Source organism: Mucilaginibacter achroorhodeus (genome assembly GCF_007846095.1).
Taxonomy (GTDB): Bacteria; Bacteroidota; Bacteroidia; order Sphingobacteriales; family Sphingobacteriaceae; genus Mucilaginibacter; species Mucilaginibacter achroorhodeus.
Window position 1 is genome coordinate 20,325 of the sequence record NZ_VOEI01000010.1, and the last position, 18,600, is coordinate 38,924.

Annotated in this window: 14 protein-coding genes and 1 rRNA gene; 8 read left to right on the forward strand and 7 right to left on the reverse strand. The window is 43.1% G+C overall.

What is annotated here, in order from left to right:
- Nucleotides 1-2: 2 nt before the first annotated feature.
- Nucleotides 3-629 carry a class I SAM-dependent methyltransferase gene (locus FPZ42_RS18890; protein ID WP_146273433.1) on the forward strand — a complete coding sequence of 209 codons (627 nt, stop codon included), beginning with the start codon at nucleotides 3-5 and terminating at the stop codon, nucleotides 627-629.
- Between the two features lie 99 nt (nucleotides 630-728).
- Here the strand turns inward: FPZ42_RS18890 and FPZ42_RS18895 are convergent, their stop codons facing one another.
- Genes FPZ42_RS18895 through FPZ42_RS18905 form a run of 3 tightly spaced genes read right to left on the reverse strand, consistent with a single transcriptional unit; the run spans nucleotide 729 to nucleotide 4,971 of the window.
- Nucleotides 729-1,415 (reverse strand): response regulator transcription factor, encoded by a 687-nt coding sequence (locus FPZ42_RS18895; RefSeq protein WP_146273434.1) that lies wholly within the window; start codon nucleotides 1,413-1,415, stop codon nucleotides 729-731.
- Nucleotides 1,416-1,431: 16 nt separating this feature from the next.
- Nucleotides 1,432-3,075 carry a sensor histidine kinase gene (locus FPZ42_RS18900; RefSeq protein ID WP_146273435.1) on the reverse strand — a complete coding sequence of 548 codons (1,644 nt, stop codon included), beginning with the start codon at nucleotides 3,073-3,075 and terminating at the stop codon, nucleotides 1,432-1,434.
- A gap of 6 nt (nucleotides 3,076-3,081) precedes the next feature.
- On the reverse strand, nucleotides 3,082-4,971 hold the full coding sequence (locus FPZ42_RS18905) for an alpha/beta hydrolase family protein (protein WP_146273436.1): 1,890 nt from the start codon (nucleotides 4,969-4,971) through the stop codon (nucleotides 3,082-3,084).
- A gap of 134 nt (nucleotides 4,972-5,105) precedes the next feature.
- Between FPZ42_RS18905 and FPZ42_RS18910 the strand changes: the two genes are divergently transcribed.
- The 7 genes from FPZ42_RS18910 (at nucleotide 5,106) to FPZ42_RS18940 (ending at nucleotide 15,506) form a co-directional block, all read left to right on the forward strand.
- Entirely contained in the window at nucleotides 5,106-6,911 is a 1,806-nt protein-coding gene (locus FPZ42_RS18910; protein ID WP_146273437.1) for a tetratricopeptide repeat protein, read from the forward strand.
- Between the two features lie 139 nt (nucleotides 6,912-7,050).
- Complete coding sequence (locus FPZ42_RS18915) at nucleotides 7,051-7,353, forward strand: DUF4286 family protein (protein WP_146273438.1); 303 nt, start codon at nucleotides 7,051-7,053, stop codon at nucleotides 7,351-7,353.
- The gene (gene rfbC / locus FPZ42_RS18920; RefSeq protein WP_146273439.1) at nucleotides 7,354-7,908 is read left to right on the forward strand and encodes a dTDP-4-dehydrorhamnose 3,5-epimerase; all 555 of its coding nucleotides are present in this window, start codon (nucleotides 7,354-7,356) and stop codon (nucleotides 7,906-7,908) included.
- Between the two features lie 206 nt (nucleotides 7,909-8,114).
- Nucleotides 8,115-8,948, forward strand: coding sequence for a M57 family metalloprotease (locus tag FPZ42_RS18925; RefSeq protein ID WP_222431605.1), 834 nt, complete (start codon nucleotides 8,115-8,117; stop codon nucleotides 8,946-8,948).
- A gap of 77 nt (nucleotides 8,949-9,025) precedes the next feature.
- The gene (locus FPZ42_RS18930) at nucleotides 9,026-11,785 is read left to right on the forward strand and encodes a S8 family peptidase (protein WP_146273440.1); all 2,760 of its coding nucleotides are present in this window, start codon (nucleotides 9,026-9,028) and stop codon (nucleotides 11,783-11,785) included.
- A gap of 105 nt (nucleotides 11,786-11,890) precedes the next feature.
- Complete coding sequence (locus FPZ42_RS18935) at nucleotides 11,891-14,731, forward strand: outer membrane beta-barrel family protein (protein ID WP_146273441.1); 2,841 nt, start codon at nucleotides 11,891-11,893, stop codon at nucleotides 14,729-14,731.
- A 1-nt stretch (nucleotide 14,732) separates the two neighbouring features.
- On the forward strand, nucleotides 14,733-15,506 hold the full coding sequence (locus tag FPZ42_RS18940; RefSeq protein ID WP_146273442.1) for a GLPGLI family protein: 774 nt from the start codon (nucleotides 14,733-14,735) through the stop codon (nucleotides 15,504-15,506).
- A 20-nt stretch (nucleotides 15,507-15,526) separates the two neighbouring features.
- Here FPZ42_RS18940 and FPZ42_RS18945 read toward each other — a convergent pair whose 3' ends face one another.
- From FPZ42_RS18945 to rrf, 4 genes are all read right to left on the reverse strand, one after another.
- Nucleotides 15,527-16,399, reverse strand: a complete 873-nt coding sequence (locus FPZ42_RS18945; RefSeq protein ID WP_146273443.1) for a sugar phosphate isomerase/epimerase family protein — start codon at nucleotides 16,397-16,399, stop codon at nucleotides 15,527-15,529.
- A gap of 117 nt (nucleotides 16,400-16,516) precedes the next feature.
- On the reverse strand, nucleotides 16,517-17,704 hold the full coding sequence (locus FPZ42_RS18950) for a Gfo/Idh/MocA family protein (protein WP_146273444.1): 1,188 nt from the start codon (nucleotides 17,702-17,704) through the stop codon (nucleotides 16,517-16,519).
- Nucleotides 17,705-17,775: 71 nt separating this feature from the next.
- The gene (locus FPZ42_RS18955) at nucleotides 17,776-18,198 is read right to left on the reverse strand and encodes a BLUF domain-containing protein (protein ID WP_186458833.1); all 423 of its coding nucleotides are present in this window, start codon (nucleotides 18,196-18,198) and stop codon (nucleotides 17,776-17,778) included.
- A 328-nt stretch (nucleotides 18,199-18,526) separates the two neighbouring features.
- Nucleotides 18,527-18,600: ribosomal RNA gene (gene rrf / locus FPZ42_RS19545) — 5S ribosomal RNA — on the reverse strand; the annotation flags it as partial.

Genomic DNA, 18,600 nt, shown 5'->3' on the forward strand with positions numbered 1-18,600 from the left:
GCATGGCAAAAGGCAATTACGATAACGCAGCTGTATTCTACGACAGGCTTGCGCGGATGGTGTTCGGTGATAGCCTTACCAAAGCCCAGGTATATATCTTAGAGCGCATTCCTGCTAATGCAAAAATTCTGATAGTTGGTGGGGGTACCGGTTGGATACTGGACGAGATCACAAAAATTCACCCTGCGGGATTAAATATCACTTATGTCGAGATCTCTGCAAAGATGATGGCCCTATCGCGCAAACGAAACCTTGGCGACAATAAGGTAACCTTTATTGCGCAAGCCATTCAGCAGGCAGAGTTGAATAACGATTTTGATGTGGTGCTAACACCTTTTTTGCTCGATAACTTTTCGGAAGAGCGTTTGCCTGCAATTTTTGATCCTATTCATAAAGCGCTTAAGCCATCAGGTCTATGGCTTTACGCCGATTTCCAGCTTACGGGTAAACTATGGCAAAACCTGATGCTGAAAAGCATGTTGCTATTCTTTAAAGTGTTATGCGGCGTAGAATCATGGCAATTGCCAGATGCAGAAGGGATGTTTGACCGGAAAGGCTACAAAGTATTAGCAGAGCAGGAATTTTACGGGCGGTTTATCGTAAGCAGGGTGTATAGGAAATCCAAATAAAATGTATTTGCGAGGCTTCCGATAAATATCGGGAGCTACGGCAATCTCGTCGCACGCTATAAGATTGCCGCGCTATCGCTCGCAATTACATCTTTTTAGTTAATAAACAAACTTATACCCAATACCTCTTACAGTTTGCAGGTAAGCAGGCGAATCAGGATTATCTTCAATTTTTTTGCGGAGGCGAACAATGTGCATATCCAATGTGCGGGTATTTACATCTGCATTGTAACCCCAAACTTCCATCATCAATTCCTCGCGGTTGATCACTTTGTTCTTGTTTTTAAGGAAATATAACAGGATGCGATTTTCCAGGATAGTAAGCTCTATTTTGCGGCCGTCTTTGATCAGCAGGTGGGTGTTTGGCTGGTGCTCCATATTGCCAAACCTGTGCGATTCTGTCTTTTCGCTGTTCAGCGAAAACTTGATCTTGCTCTCTATCATTGCCACCAAAACATCCATGTTAAACGGTTTGGTGATGTAATCGCTAACACCAAAGTTATAGGCATCTATCTTATCAATATCCTGCGCTTTTGCGGTAGTCATGATTACCAGTTTATCAAAGCCTTTTTCGCGCAGGCTGGCACAAACTTCTGAGCCTTGTTTACCAGGCAACATCCAGTCGAGCAATACAATATCCGGCTGTTCTTCCAGTATCATTTTTTCAGCAGTTTCGCCATTGTTGCTTTCCAACACCTTGTAACCTTCGCTTTGCAGGCGCTCGCCCACTAAAAACCTAAGGTTCTCATCATCCTCAACCAGCGCTATTTTAATTTCCTTGTTCATTTTTCTCTGTGACTAACTATTTGTCTAATGGCAATGTAACTGTAAATGTTGAGCCCTCGTTTATTTTACTTGCAACGGCTATGTCGCCGTCCATAAAGTTAACCAGTTCTTTACAAAAAGCAAGGCCTAAACCTACGCTGCCATTTTGGTTATACTGGTTCTCTATGCGGTAAAACTTTTTAAACACGTCGCCCTGTTCGGCCTTGGCCATACCAATACCTTTGTCGGCAAATTTTAATACAACATTGCGGCGCTCTTGTTTGATATCAATATGCAGCTCCTTTTTGCCGGGGTGCGAATATTTATAAGCATTCTCCATCAGGTTTTGGAAAATGCTGCCTAATAACACCGGGTCGCTATTAAAAAGCTCTATCCCTTCAATGTTATAGCTTAGTTTAAAATCCGGGTATTTGATCTTAAAGGTATCGATATAACCCTGCGCAAATTCCTTTAAATTTATCGCCTCCCGATGGATGGTGATCGATCGGTTCTCCAACTGTGTAAACGATAGCAGCTTATTCATCAGATCGTTCAGTTTATCGGCCTCTTCATCCAATATTTTACCGTAGTGCCTGCGCTGGCGTTCGCTTAATTCCGCATCACCCTTAAGATTTGAGCCTGCAATTTTTATCACACTCACAGGCGTTTTAAACTCGTGGGTAAAATTGTTAATGAAATCGTATTGCAGCTTAAATATTTTAAGGTTAATGTTTAGGTTTCGATAGATCAACCAGGTTATCATCACCATAAAAACATATATAAGGAGTACAATTGCACCTATAGGCAAAAACCGCCTGTCTATTTCCCTGTTCAGGTGTTCTTTTGATGATGAGAAATACAGTTTAAAATTAGAAAATGCTCCTGTGAGTGCTGCTTCTGTTATCTTTTTGCCGCCGTCAACATCCAGCGGGTCGTATACCACGGGTTGGATGGTAACTTGCTGGTAAAGCTCGGGATGAGTATTTTTCACTTTCAGCTTGTTGGCATCCAGCAAAAAGGTCATCATATTTTGTTTGTAGAACGCCTTGCTTTCGCTTTTACGTAACAAGGATTGATAAATCTTCACATCCTCACGACGCGGGATATTCATGTAGCTTATCTTATCCGGGTTTACATCGTAAAATGTACGAAATATCTCGTCCTGTGTTGGCAGCCGTGTAGTATCAGCAACGGTAATAAAGTGGTTCAGTTTAAGCGCCATGTGCTTAAAGTCATCCTCGTTAACAAAGGCCATATCCCTTATGCCACGTACCTTACCGCGTTTAAATTTGTATTGATAGATGGCTTTTACAGATATGCCCCGGTTATTGGTAAAGGTAAAGTTGGTTGGTTTGCTGCCAATCTGCAAATCATAAAATAATATCCGGCTTACAAAGGGGTACATTTTAAATACGGTGGCCGAATAATTTGCCGCTGATGCCGAATCTAAAAAGCCCTGGTAAGAAGTGATCTCCGGGATCTTCAGCTGAAAAAAATCATTATATGGCTTTGAGGTTTGATCGAGCACCTCCACCTTTTTTGACGAAAATTCGTTCTCTACGTACTTGGCAGTAAGGTTATAAGAAATGATAACGCCAATTACAAAACTCACCGTTATCAGCACCATTGATGCCGTAATCAGCGTAAAGTTTTTGCGGTATATATTCTTAGGGGCTTTCATGCCAGGTTAGCGTTTAACCTGTAAGTTGCTGCTCAGAAAATTTTCTATCTCGGTGTACATCTCTGTCCGGTTATGCTCGCTCTTGAAATAGGCCCGTTCATTTTCTTTGAGTCTATAGATCACCGGCACGTTGCGCTTCTTCAATTCGCGCACAAATTGGTTAAGCTCGCTGATATTGGCGCGGGGGTCTTTCGCACCCTGGAATATCAGCAACGGACTTTTGATCTTATCGGTATGAAAAACCGGCGAAATGGCACGCAATTGCTCAGCATCGGTCTCCGGATTGCCCACCATTTCGTAGGTCATTTTAAGGTACGGTTTAAAAAACGGCGGAGCGTCTTTTAAATAAGTGAAGAAATTGATAAGACCGTACTTCACTACCGCGCAGTTGTACATACCCTGGTGGAACGACACGCCGTACAAGGCAGAAAAACCACCGAAACCGCCACCAAAGATGGCTATCTTTTTAGGGTTGGCAATTTTGTTGGCAATAAGCCAGTTTACCCCATCAGTGATATCCTGCTGTATTTTACCGCCCACCTGTTTAAAGCCGGCTTTCCTGAACGCCTTGCCATAACCAGCAGAGCCACGATAATTCACCTGGAAAACGGCATAACCCCTGTTAGCTAAAAATTGCACTTCGGCGTCATATCCCCAGGAGTTACGGCCCCAAATATTATCATGCGGCATTATCACCACCGGCAAGTTTTTCATTTCCTTGCCTTTTGGTACGGTCAAGTAACCGCTAAGTTGCATACCATCACTTGCCTTATAGGTGATAGGTTTCATATCGCAAAGCTCTGCCGGTAAAACCTCCGGGTTGGTATCTCCTATTTTAGTTAAGGCACCGGTATTTTTCTCGTAGAGATAGTAAGAGCCGGGATTTTTATCAGTGTAACCCAAAACTATAAACTTGTTCTCACTACTGTCGCGGTCAACAAGTTCTATATTATTGCCGGCTATTTTTTTGCTTAAGTTAGCATACAGCCTGGCCATGTCCTGGTCAAGAAAATACTTTGCAGGCCTTGCTGCATCCCATGCTACCGCCTCAATACGGCGTTTGGTTTTTGAGTAGCTTACGTCCATCAGGTCGGCCTGCTCGTTGGCGTATATCACCCGCTCCTGCTGGCCGCTGCTTGCATCTATCTCAATCAAAGCCGTTTTATCACGGTTAACATTTGATAACGCGTAGAAATTATTGGTTTCCCCTGCAAAGGCAATAGGTTCAACCTTATCATTAAAATTATTTTTGATGATGGTTTTAAACGGAGCATCATCATTAGGGCGAAAAAGCAAGCTTTCGTTTACACCATCTGATACCTTTACCAGGCGTATACGGCCATTAGGATCAGGATACCACTTGGTGATATTGCCGGGATTAAGCAGATAGGGTTTTAATTCCCCCGTTTTAACGTTTAAGCGGTAAACATCAAAGTTAACCGGGTCGCGCTGGTTCATGGCAACTGTAACAACATCAGGTTGCTGGCGGTTGCGGTTTATTATGCGAATGCGGGTTTTATCCAGGTCAAGCAGTTTTTTTAACTGTTGGGTAACCACATCAAGTGTGTAAACCTTAAACTGGTCGCTGGCAATGATATCTTGTGTAAGTACTATCTGGTTGTTAAACGTCCAGGTATAGTCACGTACAGAGTAATCGGTAAAGTTGGTAGCCATGGTTTCAGCCCCTGTTGCCAGCGTGCGTACGTAAATGTTTTGCTTATCTTTATAGGGCTTTAGGTAAGATATGTACTTACCATCAGGCGATATCTTAAAAAAGCTTTTCTCCGGCGTTTTAAAAAACTGGTTAACGGGGATATGCCTTACGTTATTTTGCTTGCAGGCACAAAAAAACAGTACGAGGGCTAAAAAAAATACGGATCTTATGCGGCCTTGCATTTACTTATATCAAATAAATTAAGAGTGCTGAAATTAAATAATTTACTCATAGGTTAGATAAATGTCACTACAATTTTACCCTGTTGCCGCGTTATAGATGTAGTACTTTTATGATGGAAAAATAGAAAAAATAAATGAAGCCGCTATACTTGCTTGCATTACTTTTAACACTTTGCTGTACACGCGTTTATGCACAGGATAACGAATTGTTGCTGGCACAGCAGTACACCGCAAACGGCGAGCAGCAGAAGGCTTTAGACATTTACGCCAAACTTTTTAAGCAAGATAACCAGGCCTACTTTCAGCAATACTTTGGCGCACTTGTAAATGCTAAGAAACTTGATGATGCCGAAAGCATCGCAAAAAAAATGGCCCGTAAATACCCGGGCAATACCATGTACCTTATTGCACTAAGCACAATTTATAAGCAACAGGGCAACACCGCAAAGGCCGATGAGTTGTTTAACGATATGCTAAAAGCGCTGCCTAACGACCGTAACGGCATATCAAACTTTGCGCTGCAATTTTACCAAACGGGCAATGCCGATTACGCCATTAAAATATTTCAGCAGGGCCGTAAAGTTTTAAAGGATGATAACGCTTTCACCTTTGAACTGATAGCCATGTACCGCTTTAAGCGCGATAAATTTGGCCTTACAGATGAATACCTCAACTTTTTGCCTGCCAACCCGGTGTACTTGCCCCAGGCAGAAAATACGCTGGCATTATTATACGATGAGCCCGACGATTACGATATGCTGCGTGTTGAGTTGCTTAAGCGGATACAAAAACAGCCCCAGCAAATAGTATTCACCAGGTTGCTTACCTGGCAGTTTTTACAGCAAAAGCAATATGACATGGCGCTTAACCAAACATTGGCTTTAAGCCGCCGTAACAATGATGACGGCACCGATGTGATGGAATTGAGCCGCACACTTGTGGATAACCAGGCTTATGATGAGGCTATACGCGGTTATGAATTTGTGATCGATAAAAACGACAAGACCAACGCCAACTACGTTGACGCCAAAATAGAACTCATCAACACAAAAAATTTAAAGATAACGGCGGGTAAGTATACCCAGGCCGATCTGCTAAGTCTTGAAAAGGATTATAGTAACCTGCTTGCCGAGTTCGGTAAGAAACCGGGGACTGTATTTGCCATGCAAAAGCTTGCCAACCTGCAGGCTTTTAAGTTGCATAAATTACAGGAAGCGCAGGCGCTGCTTGAAGATGCCACCAAAATACCCGGCGTACGCCCTGAGCAGCTTGCATCCTGCAAAATTGACCTTGCTGATGTGTACCTGCTAAATAAGCAACCATGGGAAGCCACTTTGCTTTACAGCCAGGTAGAAAAAGATTTCCCCAATACAGCTTTAGCACAGGATGCCATGCTGCGCAATGCTAAACTGGCCTACTATACAGGCGATTTTGTTTGGGCGCGCCGCCAACTGGATGTTTTAAAGAGTGCCACAACGCAGTTGATAGCTAATGACGCACTTAACCTGTCGTTGTTGATATCAGATAACTTAAATGCCGACAGTGCTACCAAAGCATTAAAGATATATGCCCGTGCAGATCTGCAGATATTTGCCGAACAACCCGCTAAAGCCCTGCAAACCCTCGATAGCATTAACAAGCTTTACCCCAACAATATATTAGAGGCCGATGTGCTAATGGCAAAGGCCCGAATTAAAATACAGGAAAAAGACTACACCGGTGCCATCGCTCAGTTAAAGGAAATTGCAGAAAAGCATAGTTTTGACCTGTGGGCCGATGACGCCGTTTTTATGTTAGGTGATATTTACGAAACCCAGTTAAAGGATACTAACCTGGCAAAAACCTACTTCCAAAAGATCATTACCGATTATCCCGGCAGCCTTTGGATAAATGATGCGCGTAAACGATTCAGGGCTTTGCGGGGGGATAAGGTAAGTTGATAAGAGATTGGTTAATTAGAGATCAGTTAACTGGGTTGTGCAAGTGGAGATCAAATCGGTGCAAAGATCTAATTACATGAGTGTGATCCAAAAAACAAAATCAGTGCAATCCCAACAAAACAAATTGTAATTTTACCTCATGATAGTTTACAACGATACCGTTATTTTAGATGACACTGCCGAGCAGGAATGGCTTACCTGGATGAAGGAAACTCATATCCCCGAAATAATGGCAACAGGTTGCTTCAGCTCTTATCGCATACTCAGCATCATTGATTCGCCTAATGATGGCGTAACCTATTGCGTGCAATATAACGCCGATAGCATTGAGCAATTCCAGGAATATTACAACAAACACCTATATAAGTTTAAAGAGATACACGAACAAGAATTTGCAGAGCGCTTTGTATTGTTCAACACTTTAATGAAAACCATCGACTAAATGACTATTACCGACACCATTATTCCCGGTGCTTATATTTTTGAACCTAAAGTACATGGCGATAACCGTGGCTACTTCATCGAAACGTTTAACCGTAAATATTTTGTAGAAAAAGGTATCGATGTCGATTTTGTTCAGGATAATCAGTCTGTATCTCACAAAAATGTGGTAAGGGGCTTACACGCCCAAAAAGGCCCTTTTGAACAAGGTAAATTAGTACGCGTAATAAAAGGCGCCGTGATAGATATAGCACTTGATGTGCGTGTAGGTTCACCAGCTTACGGCAAGCACATTGCTGTTGAGCTTACCGCCGAGAATAATAAACAATTTTACATACCACCGGGCTGTTTGCATGGTTTTGTGTCTTTAGAAGATGATACCATCTTCGCCTATAAGGTTACCAACTACTTTGATAAAGAATCTGAAACCGGCATGATCTGGAACGATCCTGAACTGGCCATAGGCTGGAGCATTAACCAAATGGATGCAATAGTATCTGATAAAGACCAATTACTTCCGGACTGGAAGTCATTTGAGAGCCCGTTCGTATTTTAGGTAAAACAGGCCAAATCTGCATTTAAAGCCACATTATTACAATGTGGCTTTTTTCGTTTAAAAACAAAACAACAACTCACAGGAATATTTTTAATATATCTTAATTATTTGTTAACGCCTATAACTTTAATTTCCTAACTTTCGTATACAATAATAGCTGGCCGGCTATCACTAAACTAATTTAATTCATTACTTACTAAACACGTATGAAAACTAATTTTATGTTCCGAACCGGCGCAGCTGCCGTGTTCGCGGCCACCCTATTGTTTGCTTGTACTAAAGAGAACAGTAAAACTACCACAACCGGCACTGATAAGAATGGCGTATCTGCCGCAGTTTTAAAAAACATCTCTGACCTGGGCTTTAGTACCGACCAGGTGCGCAAAGTAAATAACGGGTACCTGGTTGAAGGGGATATAGTATTAACCGACGAAAATTTAGCCGAAACCAGCACCAGCCCCAACGTACGCATAGCCGAAACTGAGCAATACCGTACTACCAACCTGGTAAAAAACCTGCCGCGTACCGTTACAGTATCTATCTCTAACCTGCCTACTGTTTACGGAACGGCAACCCAAAATGCCATTGCGCGTTACAATGCTTTAAATTTAAGGCTTAAATTCCAGTTTGTGAGCAGCGGTGGTCAGATCCAGATCATCGGCTTTAACGAAGGCCCGAGTGGCGGCTACATTACCTTGGGTTCATCGGGCTTCCCTACCAAACAGGGTAACCCTTATGGTCAGATCCAGATGAACACCAATTCACAGGCATATGGTACCAATCCTGATGTAAACTACCTGACTTCTGTATTACAACACGAGATGGGCCACTGTATTGGTTTCCGCCATACCGATTACTTTAACCGTGCATTTAGCTGTGGCGGTACTGCAACTAACGAGGGTGCATCAAACGTGGGCGCAGTGCTTATCCCTGGTACACCATCAACTGCTGATGCAGGTTCATGGATGCTGGCCTGTTCAAACGGCGGCGACAGAACATTCAATACAAATGATAAGGTAGCTTTAGATTACTTATACTAAGCCGAAATATAGCTTTGATAAATCTTAGCAAGTGCTTTACTTTAAAGGGGAATTTTGTTCCCCTTTATTTTTACCCCATGCCCAAGCTTTTTGCCTGCTTTGTTTTACTGTTTACCACTACTTTAGCATTTGGCCAACAGTTGCCAAAGGATGCAGTAATGAGCAAAACGTTTGGTGCTGCGGGGAAAGCTGCTGCTACAGAAAGTAAAAACATCTATCTGGTAAAAACAACTAACCCAATAGCCGGGGTACCGGGGACTAAGGTCTTAAGACGGCTTGCTTTTAATTATTATGTTGTAGCCTCAGATAAAAATCTGACAACAGGAGGAGCAATTGCTTCTGTAAGCCCTGCAAATAACATTTGGAAAGCTGACGATAACCTTATCAATGCTTATCAGCGCTCGCCACAGAAAAAAGTGGCGGTCACACTGGCAACCAAACAAAAGAATGCTGCCCTTACCTTCTCAACCGTAAAAATAAAATTAGCTGATCTTCCTCAGATACTAACTGACACCACTATCACAGCAGCCACACTTGTACGAAAGCCTCACACAGAACTTACCATCAACGATCTTGATCTCGGCGAGAATAACATCGATGCTATTGCAGCATTATACCCCACCATCAATGGCTCAGGCATAAAAGTAAGTGTAAAGGAAGAACAGTTTGACAAGGATGATCTTGATCTGCTTGGCCGCACTTTTAAGTCAATCGATCTGCCGGAAAACAATTCTGCGCATGCCACTATTATGGCTACGCTTATCGGTGGTAACGGCAACTCATTCATTAAAGGTAAAGGTGCTGCCCCTGAAGTTACTTTGACATCTTCAGATTTTTCCCGGTTACTGCCTGATACCATTACCGCTTTCAGGGATTTCGGTATCGGTTTGCAGAACCACTCTTATGGTACGGGTATCGAGAACTTTTACGGCATTGAGGCTGCAGTCTACGACCAGCAGGTCTATGAAAACGATACGCTATTGCATGTTTTCTCATCCGGGAATATTGGCTCAACTTCGCCTTCAATGGGTATTTACGCGGGCATCAGCAATATGGCTAACCTATCGGGTACGTTTAAACAAGCCAAGAACGTGCTGGTAGTTGGTGGTACAGGCTTGACCGGCGTACCTGAAGACCTGAGCTCCGCCGGCCCGGCTTATGACGGCCGAGTAAAACCCGAATTGGTTGCCGATGGCGAAGACGGCACCTCCGGCGCAGCAGCATTGGTTAGTGGTAGCGCCGCTTTGCTTAAACAGGCCTACCGCTTAAAATATAAGCAGTCAGCACCATCAGCGCTGATAAAAGGCTTGTTGATAAACACAGCAGATGATATTGGTAATGCAAACGTTGATTTTAAAACCGGCTTTGGTAAACTTAATGCATTGGAGGCACTCCGCAACTTAAACGCAGGTGATTTTAAAACAGGAAGCCTGCAGCAGGGTAATACAAACACTTTCCAAATAACCATTCCTGCCAATTGCTATTCGTTTAAAACGACCTTGACATGGGCCGATCCGGCGGCTGAGATCAATGCAGCAAACGCTCTTGTGAATGATCTTGATATCAAAATAACGGGCCCGGATGGTAAAAATTATTTACCCTGGGTACTGAGTTACTATCCTTCAGCCGATTCCCTACGCACCTTGGCAAAACAAGGCCGCGACTCGCTCAACAACGTAGAACAAATAACCTTACAAGCACCCCAGGCCGGTGTTTACACCATTAGTGTCTCGGCGAAGCGTATTAAAGCCGGCGATCAGAAATTTTTCATCAGCTTTCAAAGCAAATTGTCAGGGCAATTTGAATGGATCTCACCAACTGCTTTGCGCCCGCTAATACCCGGCGAGGACGCCTACTTGAGATGGCAAAACACTTATGCAAACGCAAATGGCACGCTTAGCATTAGTTATGATAAAGGGCAAACCTGGCAACAGCTTTCAGCTGCGGTTAATCTTAGTCAACGCTATTTCAAGTGGCAGGTGCCCGATGCGTTCACGCAAGCACGAATAAAAATGCAGATCGGTAACAGTGTTTTCACCAGCACCGACTTTGTTATCTCCGCGCCGAGAACCGTGCAGGTAGGTTTCAATTGCACTACAGGCCTGCTGCTGCACTGGAACCCGCAGCCCAATGCAACAGGTTATAATATCTATACCATCAATAACAACCGCCTGGTACAGCTTACGTCGGTTACAGATACTTCGGCAACCATACTTCCCCAGCAACAAACTTCCAGGTATTATGCGGTAAGCGCCGTCGGCTCTGGTTTTGAGGGAATCAAAAGCTACACCATAGATGCTACGGCGCAAGGTGTTGGCTGCTATGTAAGAACGCTGATAGCCACACCTGCTAACAAAACGCAGATAACGCTTGATCTTTCTATTGGCAGCACACAAGGCCTCGCATCCATCACCTGGCAAAGGCTTACCGGTAAAGACAGCTACACCACCATCGGTAAAACAAGTGTAAAACCTGCTGCATTCAATTATAACTTTATCGACAATAATCCCCAGGCTGGCCTCAATTATTATCGCGCGGTACTAACCAAGACTGACAACAGCATAGTTTACTCTGACCTTGCCAGTGCAACCCTATTGCAGGTAAACCAGTTCACCATGTACCCTAACCCGGTGAGCACTCAACTTAACATACTTGCCGGCGATACACAACCCTACACTTTAACGCTTTATGATATGGCCGGCCGCAAGGCATTTAACGCCAACTTTAACAACTTCCAAAACCAGATAACACTTACTGTGCTGCCCGGGGTTTATGTAGGCATTATCACGCTTAACGGCAAAACCTTATATTCCAGCAAAATTGTTAAGCTGCCGTAACAATTAACATTACTATTGCTCTAAAAGCAAAATTTAACACTTTTTAACATGCTGCACCTATATTACTAAGTTTTTAGTTATATCTTGCAGCATCAAATCCTAAGTATGAAAGTCACAATTATGGCACTGGTGTTATACCTGTGCTCTCTAACTGCGCTTGCGCAGCAATCTCCACCTTACTCTGTAAAGGGAGCAGCTATTGACAGCGTGGTAAACGCCAAATTAACCAATGCTTCCATCAGCGTGTTAAACGCAAAAGATTCAACCTTAGCTAAATTTACCCGCGCAAAAGCCGACGGTACATTCAGTATCACCGGACTTAAAAAAGGTAAGTTTATCTTACTGATGACCTATCCCGGTTACGCCGATTACGTAGAGCAGTTCTCGCTCGATTCTGTAAAGACAACACACAACTTTGGCCGTGTTACCATGGATCTTAAATCGCGATTATTGAAAGAGGTAATTGTAAAAGGGACGGTAGCAGCCATCAAAATAAAGGGTGATACCACCGAGTTTAACGCCAAGGCATTTAAAATTGAGCCTAACTCAAAGGTAGAAGACCTGCTGCGCCAATTACCTGGCATACAGGTAGATAAAGATGGAAAGATTACTGCGCAAGGCCAAAGCGTACCAAAGGTTTTGGTAGATGGCGAAGAGTTTTTTGGTGACGACCCGACGCTGGTAACCAAGAATATCCGAGCGGATATGGTAGACAAGGTGCAGTTATATGATAAGAAAAGCGACCAGGCTACCTTTACCGGAATTGATGATGGGCAAAAGACCAAAACCATCAACATCAAACTAAAAGAAGATAAAAAGAACGGATACTTTGGTAAAGTAAATGGCGGTGCGGGCACAGATGGTTACTATGAGACCCAGGCCCTCTTTAACATGTTCAGGGGCAAAAAGAAATTCTCTGTTTATGGCACTATCAGCAACACCGGTAAAACGGGCTTAGGTTGGGAAGATAACAACAGATTAGGCACACAGGAAGGTATGACTTTTGGCGATAACGGAGATATCTACATCACCGGCAGCGGAGACGATCTCGACTCGTTTGACGGCCAATACAGAAATTCAGGCTTGCCGATTGCGCGTACAGGTGGCGTGCATTATGATGCAAAGTGGAATGGTGACAAGGAATCGATAAATGCCAACTACAAGATCGGTTCGTTAACCGTTGACCAGGTGCAAAGTTCCCTGTCTCGTAATACCCTATCAGACAGTTTGGTGATCGGTAATAATTCGAGCCAAACCAGCCATAATTACATGTTCAGGCAAAAGGCGGATGCAACTTATAATATTAAATTAGACACCACCTCAAACCTTAAACTATCTGTTGATGGTACTATTAAAAACTCACAAACATCTACTACAGATAAATCATCTTCTTTTAGAAATGACACACTGATAAACGATCAGAACCGGAGGTTAAATAACGAATTGGATGGAAAGATATTTAATGCAACAGCTTTTTATACAAAAAAGCTTAAAAAGCCGGGGCGTACTTTATCAGTTAACGTAACAGGAGGTATCAATGATAGCAAAGCAAATGGCAACTTATACTCGCAGATTAACTACTACAACAAGAACGGCTCAGGCGCGGTAGACAGTGCCAAATTAATAGATCAGTATAAAACGAACGACCTAAGGAGTTCGAAATTTTTAACTAACATCACCTACACTGAGCCGTTAGCAAAGGGATTATCTCTTGTATTTAACTACGGCATAAGTATTAATAATAGTGATGCGGATAGAAAATCGTTTAGCCAGTCCGCGCCCGGTAGATACGATGTATTGATAGATTCGCTTAGCAGTGATTATAAGTTTAATCAATTAAGTAACCAGGTGGGCGCTATATTCAATCTAAAAAAGGGTAAGCACAACTTAAATTTTGGTACCCGTGTAGCTGACCTTCGTTTTAAGCAAGTAGCTACATTTATGCAAAACGGCGGTGTTGCCGACAATATTTTAGAACGCCATTTTACCAACTGGAACCCTCAGTTAAGTTACCAATGGCGTTTCTCGTCCCAGGGTTCTTTCAGGTTTAATTATAACGGTAATCAAAGGCAGCCATCTATAGACCAGATACAGCCGGTGCGTATCAACAACGATCCGCTGAACATAACAATTGGTAATCCTAATCTCAAGCCGTCTTTTAACCACCAATTTAACATCGGTTTTAATAATTACAAGGTTTTAACAGAGCAATACATCTCATTGTACAGCGGCTTTACCTTTAATCAAAACCCAATTGTTAACAATATCACTACCAGCACTACAACTGGTAAGAACACTATTGAATACGAAAATTTGCCCGGCAAATCGCCGTTAAACTATTATGGCGGTTTATACCTGGGTAGAAAATTGGGTTTTTGGGGCATCAATATCGGCGGCAATTTCGGTTTTAATGGCCAGGAGTTTTATAGCTTTAAAACCGATGATGTTACCGGTAAACGATTGAACCGCACCACATCGAATAGCTTTAATGGACAGCTTGAAATAAGTAAATACGTGCAAAAGAAATACTCGTTCAGTTTAGCTGCCGGGCCGGAATTTACGAGAGGGCAATCATCGCTAAGCCCAAACATTAACAACAATAGATATGGTTTCACCGGAAACGGACGCGCATCAGTCAATTTGCCTTTCAAAATACTGATTGCTACTGATGGAAATTATACCTACACGGGAGCTGCACAATCTTTTGGAACAGATTTTAGACAGTTTATCTGGAACGCCAGCATAGCTAAATCATTCTTCAAGTCTGAGAATTTAAAATTTATAGTAAGCGGTAACGACTTGTTAAACCAAAATTCTGGTTTTAACATCAATTCAAATGGTACCAATTACAGTGAAACTCGTACCAATAACATTAGAAGGTACTTCTTATTTACAGTATCATGGGATTTTAATAAAATGGGCGGCGGAGCGCCTGCAAAAAAATAAGATGAAAAATTTATTGATAACCTTTATAGCTTCGCTGTTTTGTAGCAGTTTGTTTGCACAGGCAAATGCACACTTTACCACAACAGGCACAGTGGAGTACGAAAAACGCGTAAACATGTATGCCATTATTAAAAAGCGTTTGGGTAATGATGAAGGCGGCTTTGCTTCACAGGCGTTTGAGAATTATAAGAAAACACAGCCGCAGTTTAAATCTCTTAAAAGCACTTTAACTTTTACAGGAAACAAAACGTTATTTACACCCATACCACCTGCAGAAACAAGTAACAACTGGTTTGGCGACATACCCGAGTCAAAACAACAAAATGTGATCTACACAGACCTTAATACCAATGTCGCGACAGCGTCAAAGGAGGTTTTTGAAGAGAAATTTTTGTTGAAGGACACCGTACGCAAAATCAATTGGAAAATTACAGATGAGACCCGCGAAATTGCCGGTTACAATTGCCGCCGTGCCAACGCGGTTATTATGGATTCGGTATATGTAGTGGCATTTTATTCTGATGAGATACCGTTATCAGGCGGCCCCGAATCTTTTACTGGCCTACCCGGAATGATATTAGGGCTTGCCTTACCGCACGATAATATTACCTGGTTTGCTACCAAAGTAACTGATATGCCGGTAGCCGAGAACCAGATGAAGGTTCCCGTTAAAGGTAAAGCAACTACTTACAAAGGCTTTGAGGCTACCATGAAAAAGGTAATGAAAGATTGGGGTACCTGGGGTCAGTCATACCTCAAGATATTCCTTTTATAGCTTAACGCTAACTCTTTAAATTATGCCAGCCGCATGCTTTTTAAGTATGCGGCATTTTTTTGTGCGCTTTGCAACGGTGTTTCTTTGTAAAAGCGGCTCTGCTCTACAAAAAAGTAATGCATACCCGTGTCCAACCCTGCTGCAATAAACTTAGGAAAGTTGATGATTCCCTGCCCCAGATCGCAAGCAGATTCTTCTTTACTACCTTGTGGTAAGCGTTTTTTCAGCACATCGCGCATGTGTGCCATTGTAAAACGGCCTTTGTTTTTTTGCATGTATGCGTAAGGGTCGGCACCCTCGGTAACTGCGTAGTAAACATCCATTTGATAATGAACAAGTGCTTTGTCCGTATTTTTTAGTAGCACATCAATAGGTAATTGTCCATCAACAGGTTTGTACGGATAATCGTGCGGATGGTAACCAAACTGCAGGCCGTGTTTCTTGCAGATTGCACCACGCTCGTTAAAATCTTGTGCGAAATTTTTAAACGCGTCAATGCTTTTTTGCGGTCCCAACCATGGGCATACCAGGTACTTCATACCTATTTCAGCGGCTTGGCCGGCTAACTTATCAAACTCCTGCAAACTGCAGGGGTTATAATGCGAACTTATCAGTTGTAACCCAAATGCGCCTGCAAGCTTCCTGAAATCTTTATTGCTATATCCCCAGAATATACCTTTATCACTGCCGTAGCTTTCAATTTGCTTATAGCCCATTGCGCCAAGTTGCTTAAGCGTACCGGCCGGGTCGCGTTCCATATCTTCCTTTACCATGTATAGCTGGATACCTAAGGCTGGTTTTTTATGCCCAACTACCGCATCAAAAGCAATCGCCGGCGAGGCTGCCAGCGCAGCCAACATGCCCGCGCTGTGTATAAAGTTTCTTCTGTTCATATGGTTGTATCTTTCTTTTTGTCATTGCGAGGAGCGTAGCACCGTGGCAATCTCATCGCGTTTATTTACATGCGACGAGATTGCCGCGCTACGCTCGCAATGACACTCGTGAGTGCCTTATAAGTCCCTCACAATTACTTCACCCGTCTTTTTATCTTTAAGGATAAGCTTGCGCTCGCCATGTGGCAATATCTCCTCTTTAATGAGATAGTATTGTTCATCAAACTCTGCGAATTTGGCACCATGGTTATCATCAGTACGGCCACGCCAGTCGTCAATTTCAACGGGCTCCCATAAACCGCTTTTGGCTGATGCGTAGGCCGCATCGATAATGGCATTTACCACGTAACCATCGTAAAAAGTCTCAAAAGGATCGCGATTTTGCTCAATTGCCTCAAACATATCGGTAAACATGTGATTGTAACCTAATTCGTTCACCTCATCCCCAACCGGGAATAGCCAGCCGGTGTTGCTTTCGGCTTTTTCAGCAACGTATCCGCCTTCTTTTCCGGTACTGAACATATCAAAGCCGGTGCGCAGGAAGTTATTGATCCAAATAGTCCCTTCGGTACCCATTACTTCATCGCGCAGGTCCATACCGCCCCTAAAGCACCAACTCACTTCAAATTGACCGATAGCGCCGTTTGCATACTTTACCATGCCTATCGCATTATCTTCGGCATCTATGGGATGTACCTGTGTGGCTGCCCAACACATCACCTCAACCGGGCGAACATCTTTACCGATATAATTGCGGGCGATCTCTATGCAGTGGCATCCAAGATCCACAATGGCCCCGCCACCGCTTTGCTCTTTATTCCAGAACCAGTTACTGTGCGGGCCGGGATGTGCCTCGCGGCTTTTGGCCCAAAGTATACGACCCAAGCTTCCTCCTTTAACGCTCGCTAATGATTTGCTGAACTTTGGTGTGTAACAAAGATCCTCCAGATAACCACCCATAATGCCGGCCTTCTCTACCATATCCAGCATTTGCTTAGCTTCGGCAGCCGTACGGCCAAGCGGTTTTGTACATAGCACGTGTTTGCCCGCTTTAGCACATGCTTCAACAGCAGCAAGGTGCAGATCGTTAGGTAATGATATCACTACGACATTTACTTCGGGGTTATTAACAACCTCTTCTAAACTATCGCTGTAAACAGGCAATCCATAATCGGTTGCAAATGTCCTGGCCTTTTCAATATTTCGGGAGTATACAGCATGTAATTTATCGATACGGCGATGACCTATCAATGAATCTGCATAAAACCTGGCTATAAAGCCGGAGCCGAGCATAGCGATTTTCATAACGATAAAAGGGAGTGGTTTATGCCGTCAAGATAGCTTTAGAGCGGCAGATATGCAAGCACATGAATTATTTAGTCCTGAATATTAAGTTGGCTGCTTTCAATAAATGCTTTTATAGCTAATACAGCTTCACTGTCCTTGTTATCCAGGTCCAATTCGTTTAAAGATTTAAGATAGCCCACCAATTTCTCTGTTTTGTTGGCATCAGTTACGGCGAAGCCCATTAACCATTGCTCAAAACTCTTTTCGTCGGTAGTTTGGTTTACAAGAGTGATAACATTAGTGTGCCGCTCGTCGGCCTGTATGCGTTTGTAGAGTGCATCGATGATCTTATCACGCCCCTCTAACAATTGTATAAAAGTTCCTTCAGAGTAAAGCAATACGCCCGAAATATTTACTGCTGCATTGTGTATGCGAGAACTATGCAAAATATCAAGCAATTGGTTCTCATGCATAGGATAAGCCGATTTACTGATGTAGACAATAGTTTTCATGATGTACGTAGATGCCTCAATATTAATAAAAATATTCGGGCAGGCAAACTTTTGTTAGTCCGAAAGCGACGGCAAACCTTGAGTTGGTGACAAAAATGTGTCAGCGTTCACGGTGTTCACGGGTGTTCATGCCGTGAACGTGAACACCTATGTTACGGGTTGAGTAATTTGTTATGAGTGAAAAAAGTAAGCCAAAGTAAGGCCATAGTAGGGTACTTGCGGGCCAAAGCAGAAGCACAGGGCGGCATTGACCGACTTCGCTGGGCGTACGAGAAACTATAAACGCAAAAAAGCCTTCTCCTGTTTCCAGTGAAGGCTTTCTAATAAAGGTTGGCACCGACCTACTCTCCCACATTTTACTGCAGTACCATCGGCTCTGGCGGGCTTAACTTCTCTGTTCGG

Excerpts from the sequence above, each read along its gene's own strand:
- FPZ42_RS18900 (WP_146273435.1), bottom strand. The coding sequence starts at position 3,075 with ATGAAAGCCCCTAAGAATATATACCGCAAAAACTTTACGCTGATTACG.
- FPZ42_RS18940 (WP_146273442.1), top strand. The coding sequence starts at position 14,733 with ATGAAAAATTTATTGATAACCTTTATAGCTTCGCTGTTTTGTAGCAGT.
- FPZ42_RS18950 (WP_146273444.1), bottom strand. The coding sequence starts at position 17,704 with ATGAAAATCGCTATGCTCGGCTCCGGCTTTATAGCCAGGTTTTATGCA.
- FPZ42_RS18935 (WP_146273441.1), top strand. The coding sequence starts at position 11,891 with ATGAAAGTCACAATTATGGCACTGGTGTTATACCTGTGCTCTCTAACT.
- FPZ42_RS18925 (WP_222431605.1), top strand. The coding sequence starts at position 8,115 with ATGAAAACTAATTTTATGTTCCGAACCGGCGCAGCTGCCGTGTTCGCG.
- FPZ42_RS18890 (WP_146273433.1), top strand. The coding sequence starts at position 3 with ATGGCAAAAGGCAATTACGATAACGCAGCTGTATTCTACGACAGGCTT.
- FPZ42_RS18905 (WP_146273436.1), bottom strand. The coding sequence starts at position 4,971 with ATGCAAGGCCGCATAAGATCCGTATTTTTTTTAGCCCTCGTACTGTTT.
- rfbC (WP_146273439.1), top strand. The coding sequence starts at position 7,354 with ATGACTATTACCGACACCATTATTCCCGGTGCTTATATTTTTGAACCT.
- FPZ42_RS18945 (WP_146273443.1), bottom strand. The coding sequence starts at position 16,399 with ATGAACAGAAGAAACTTTATACACAGCGCGGGCATGTTGGCTGCGCTG.
- FPZ42_RS18910 (WP_146273437.1), top strand. The coding sequence starts at position 5,106 with ATGAAGCCGCTATACTTGCTTGCATTACTTTTAACACTTTGCTGTACA.
- FPZ42_RS18955 (WP_186458833.1), bottom strand. The coding sequence starts at position 18,198 with ATGAAAACTATTGTCTACATCAGTAAATCGGCTTATCCTATGCATGAG.
- FPZ42_RS18915 (WP_146273438.1), top strand. The coding sequence starts at position 7,051 with ATGATAGTTTACAACGATACCGTTATTTTAGATGACACTGCCGAGCAG.
- FPZ42_RS18930 (WP_146273440.1), top strand. The coding sequence starts at position 9,026 with ATGCCCAAGCTTTTTGCCTGCTTTGTTTTACTGTTTACCACTACTTTA.
- FPZ42_RS18895 (WP_146273434.1), bottom strand. The coding sequence starts at position 1,415 with ATGAACAAGGAAATTAAAATAGCGCTGGTTGAGGATGATGAGAACCTT.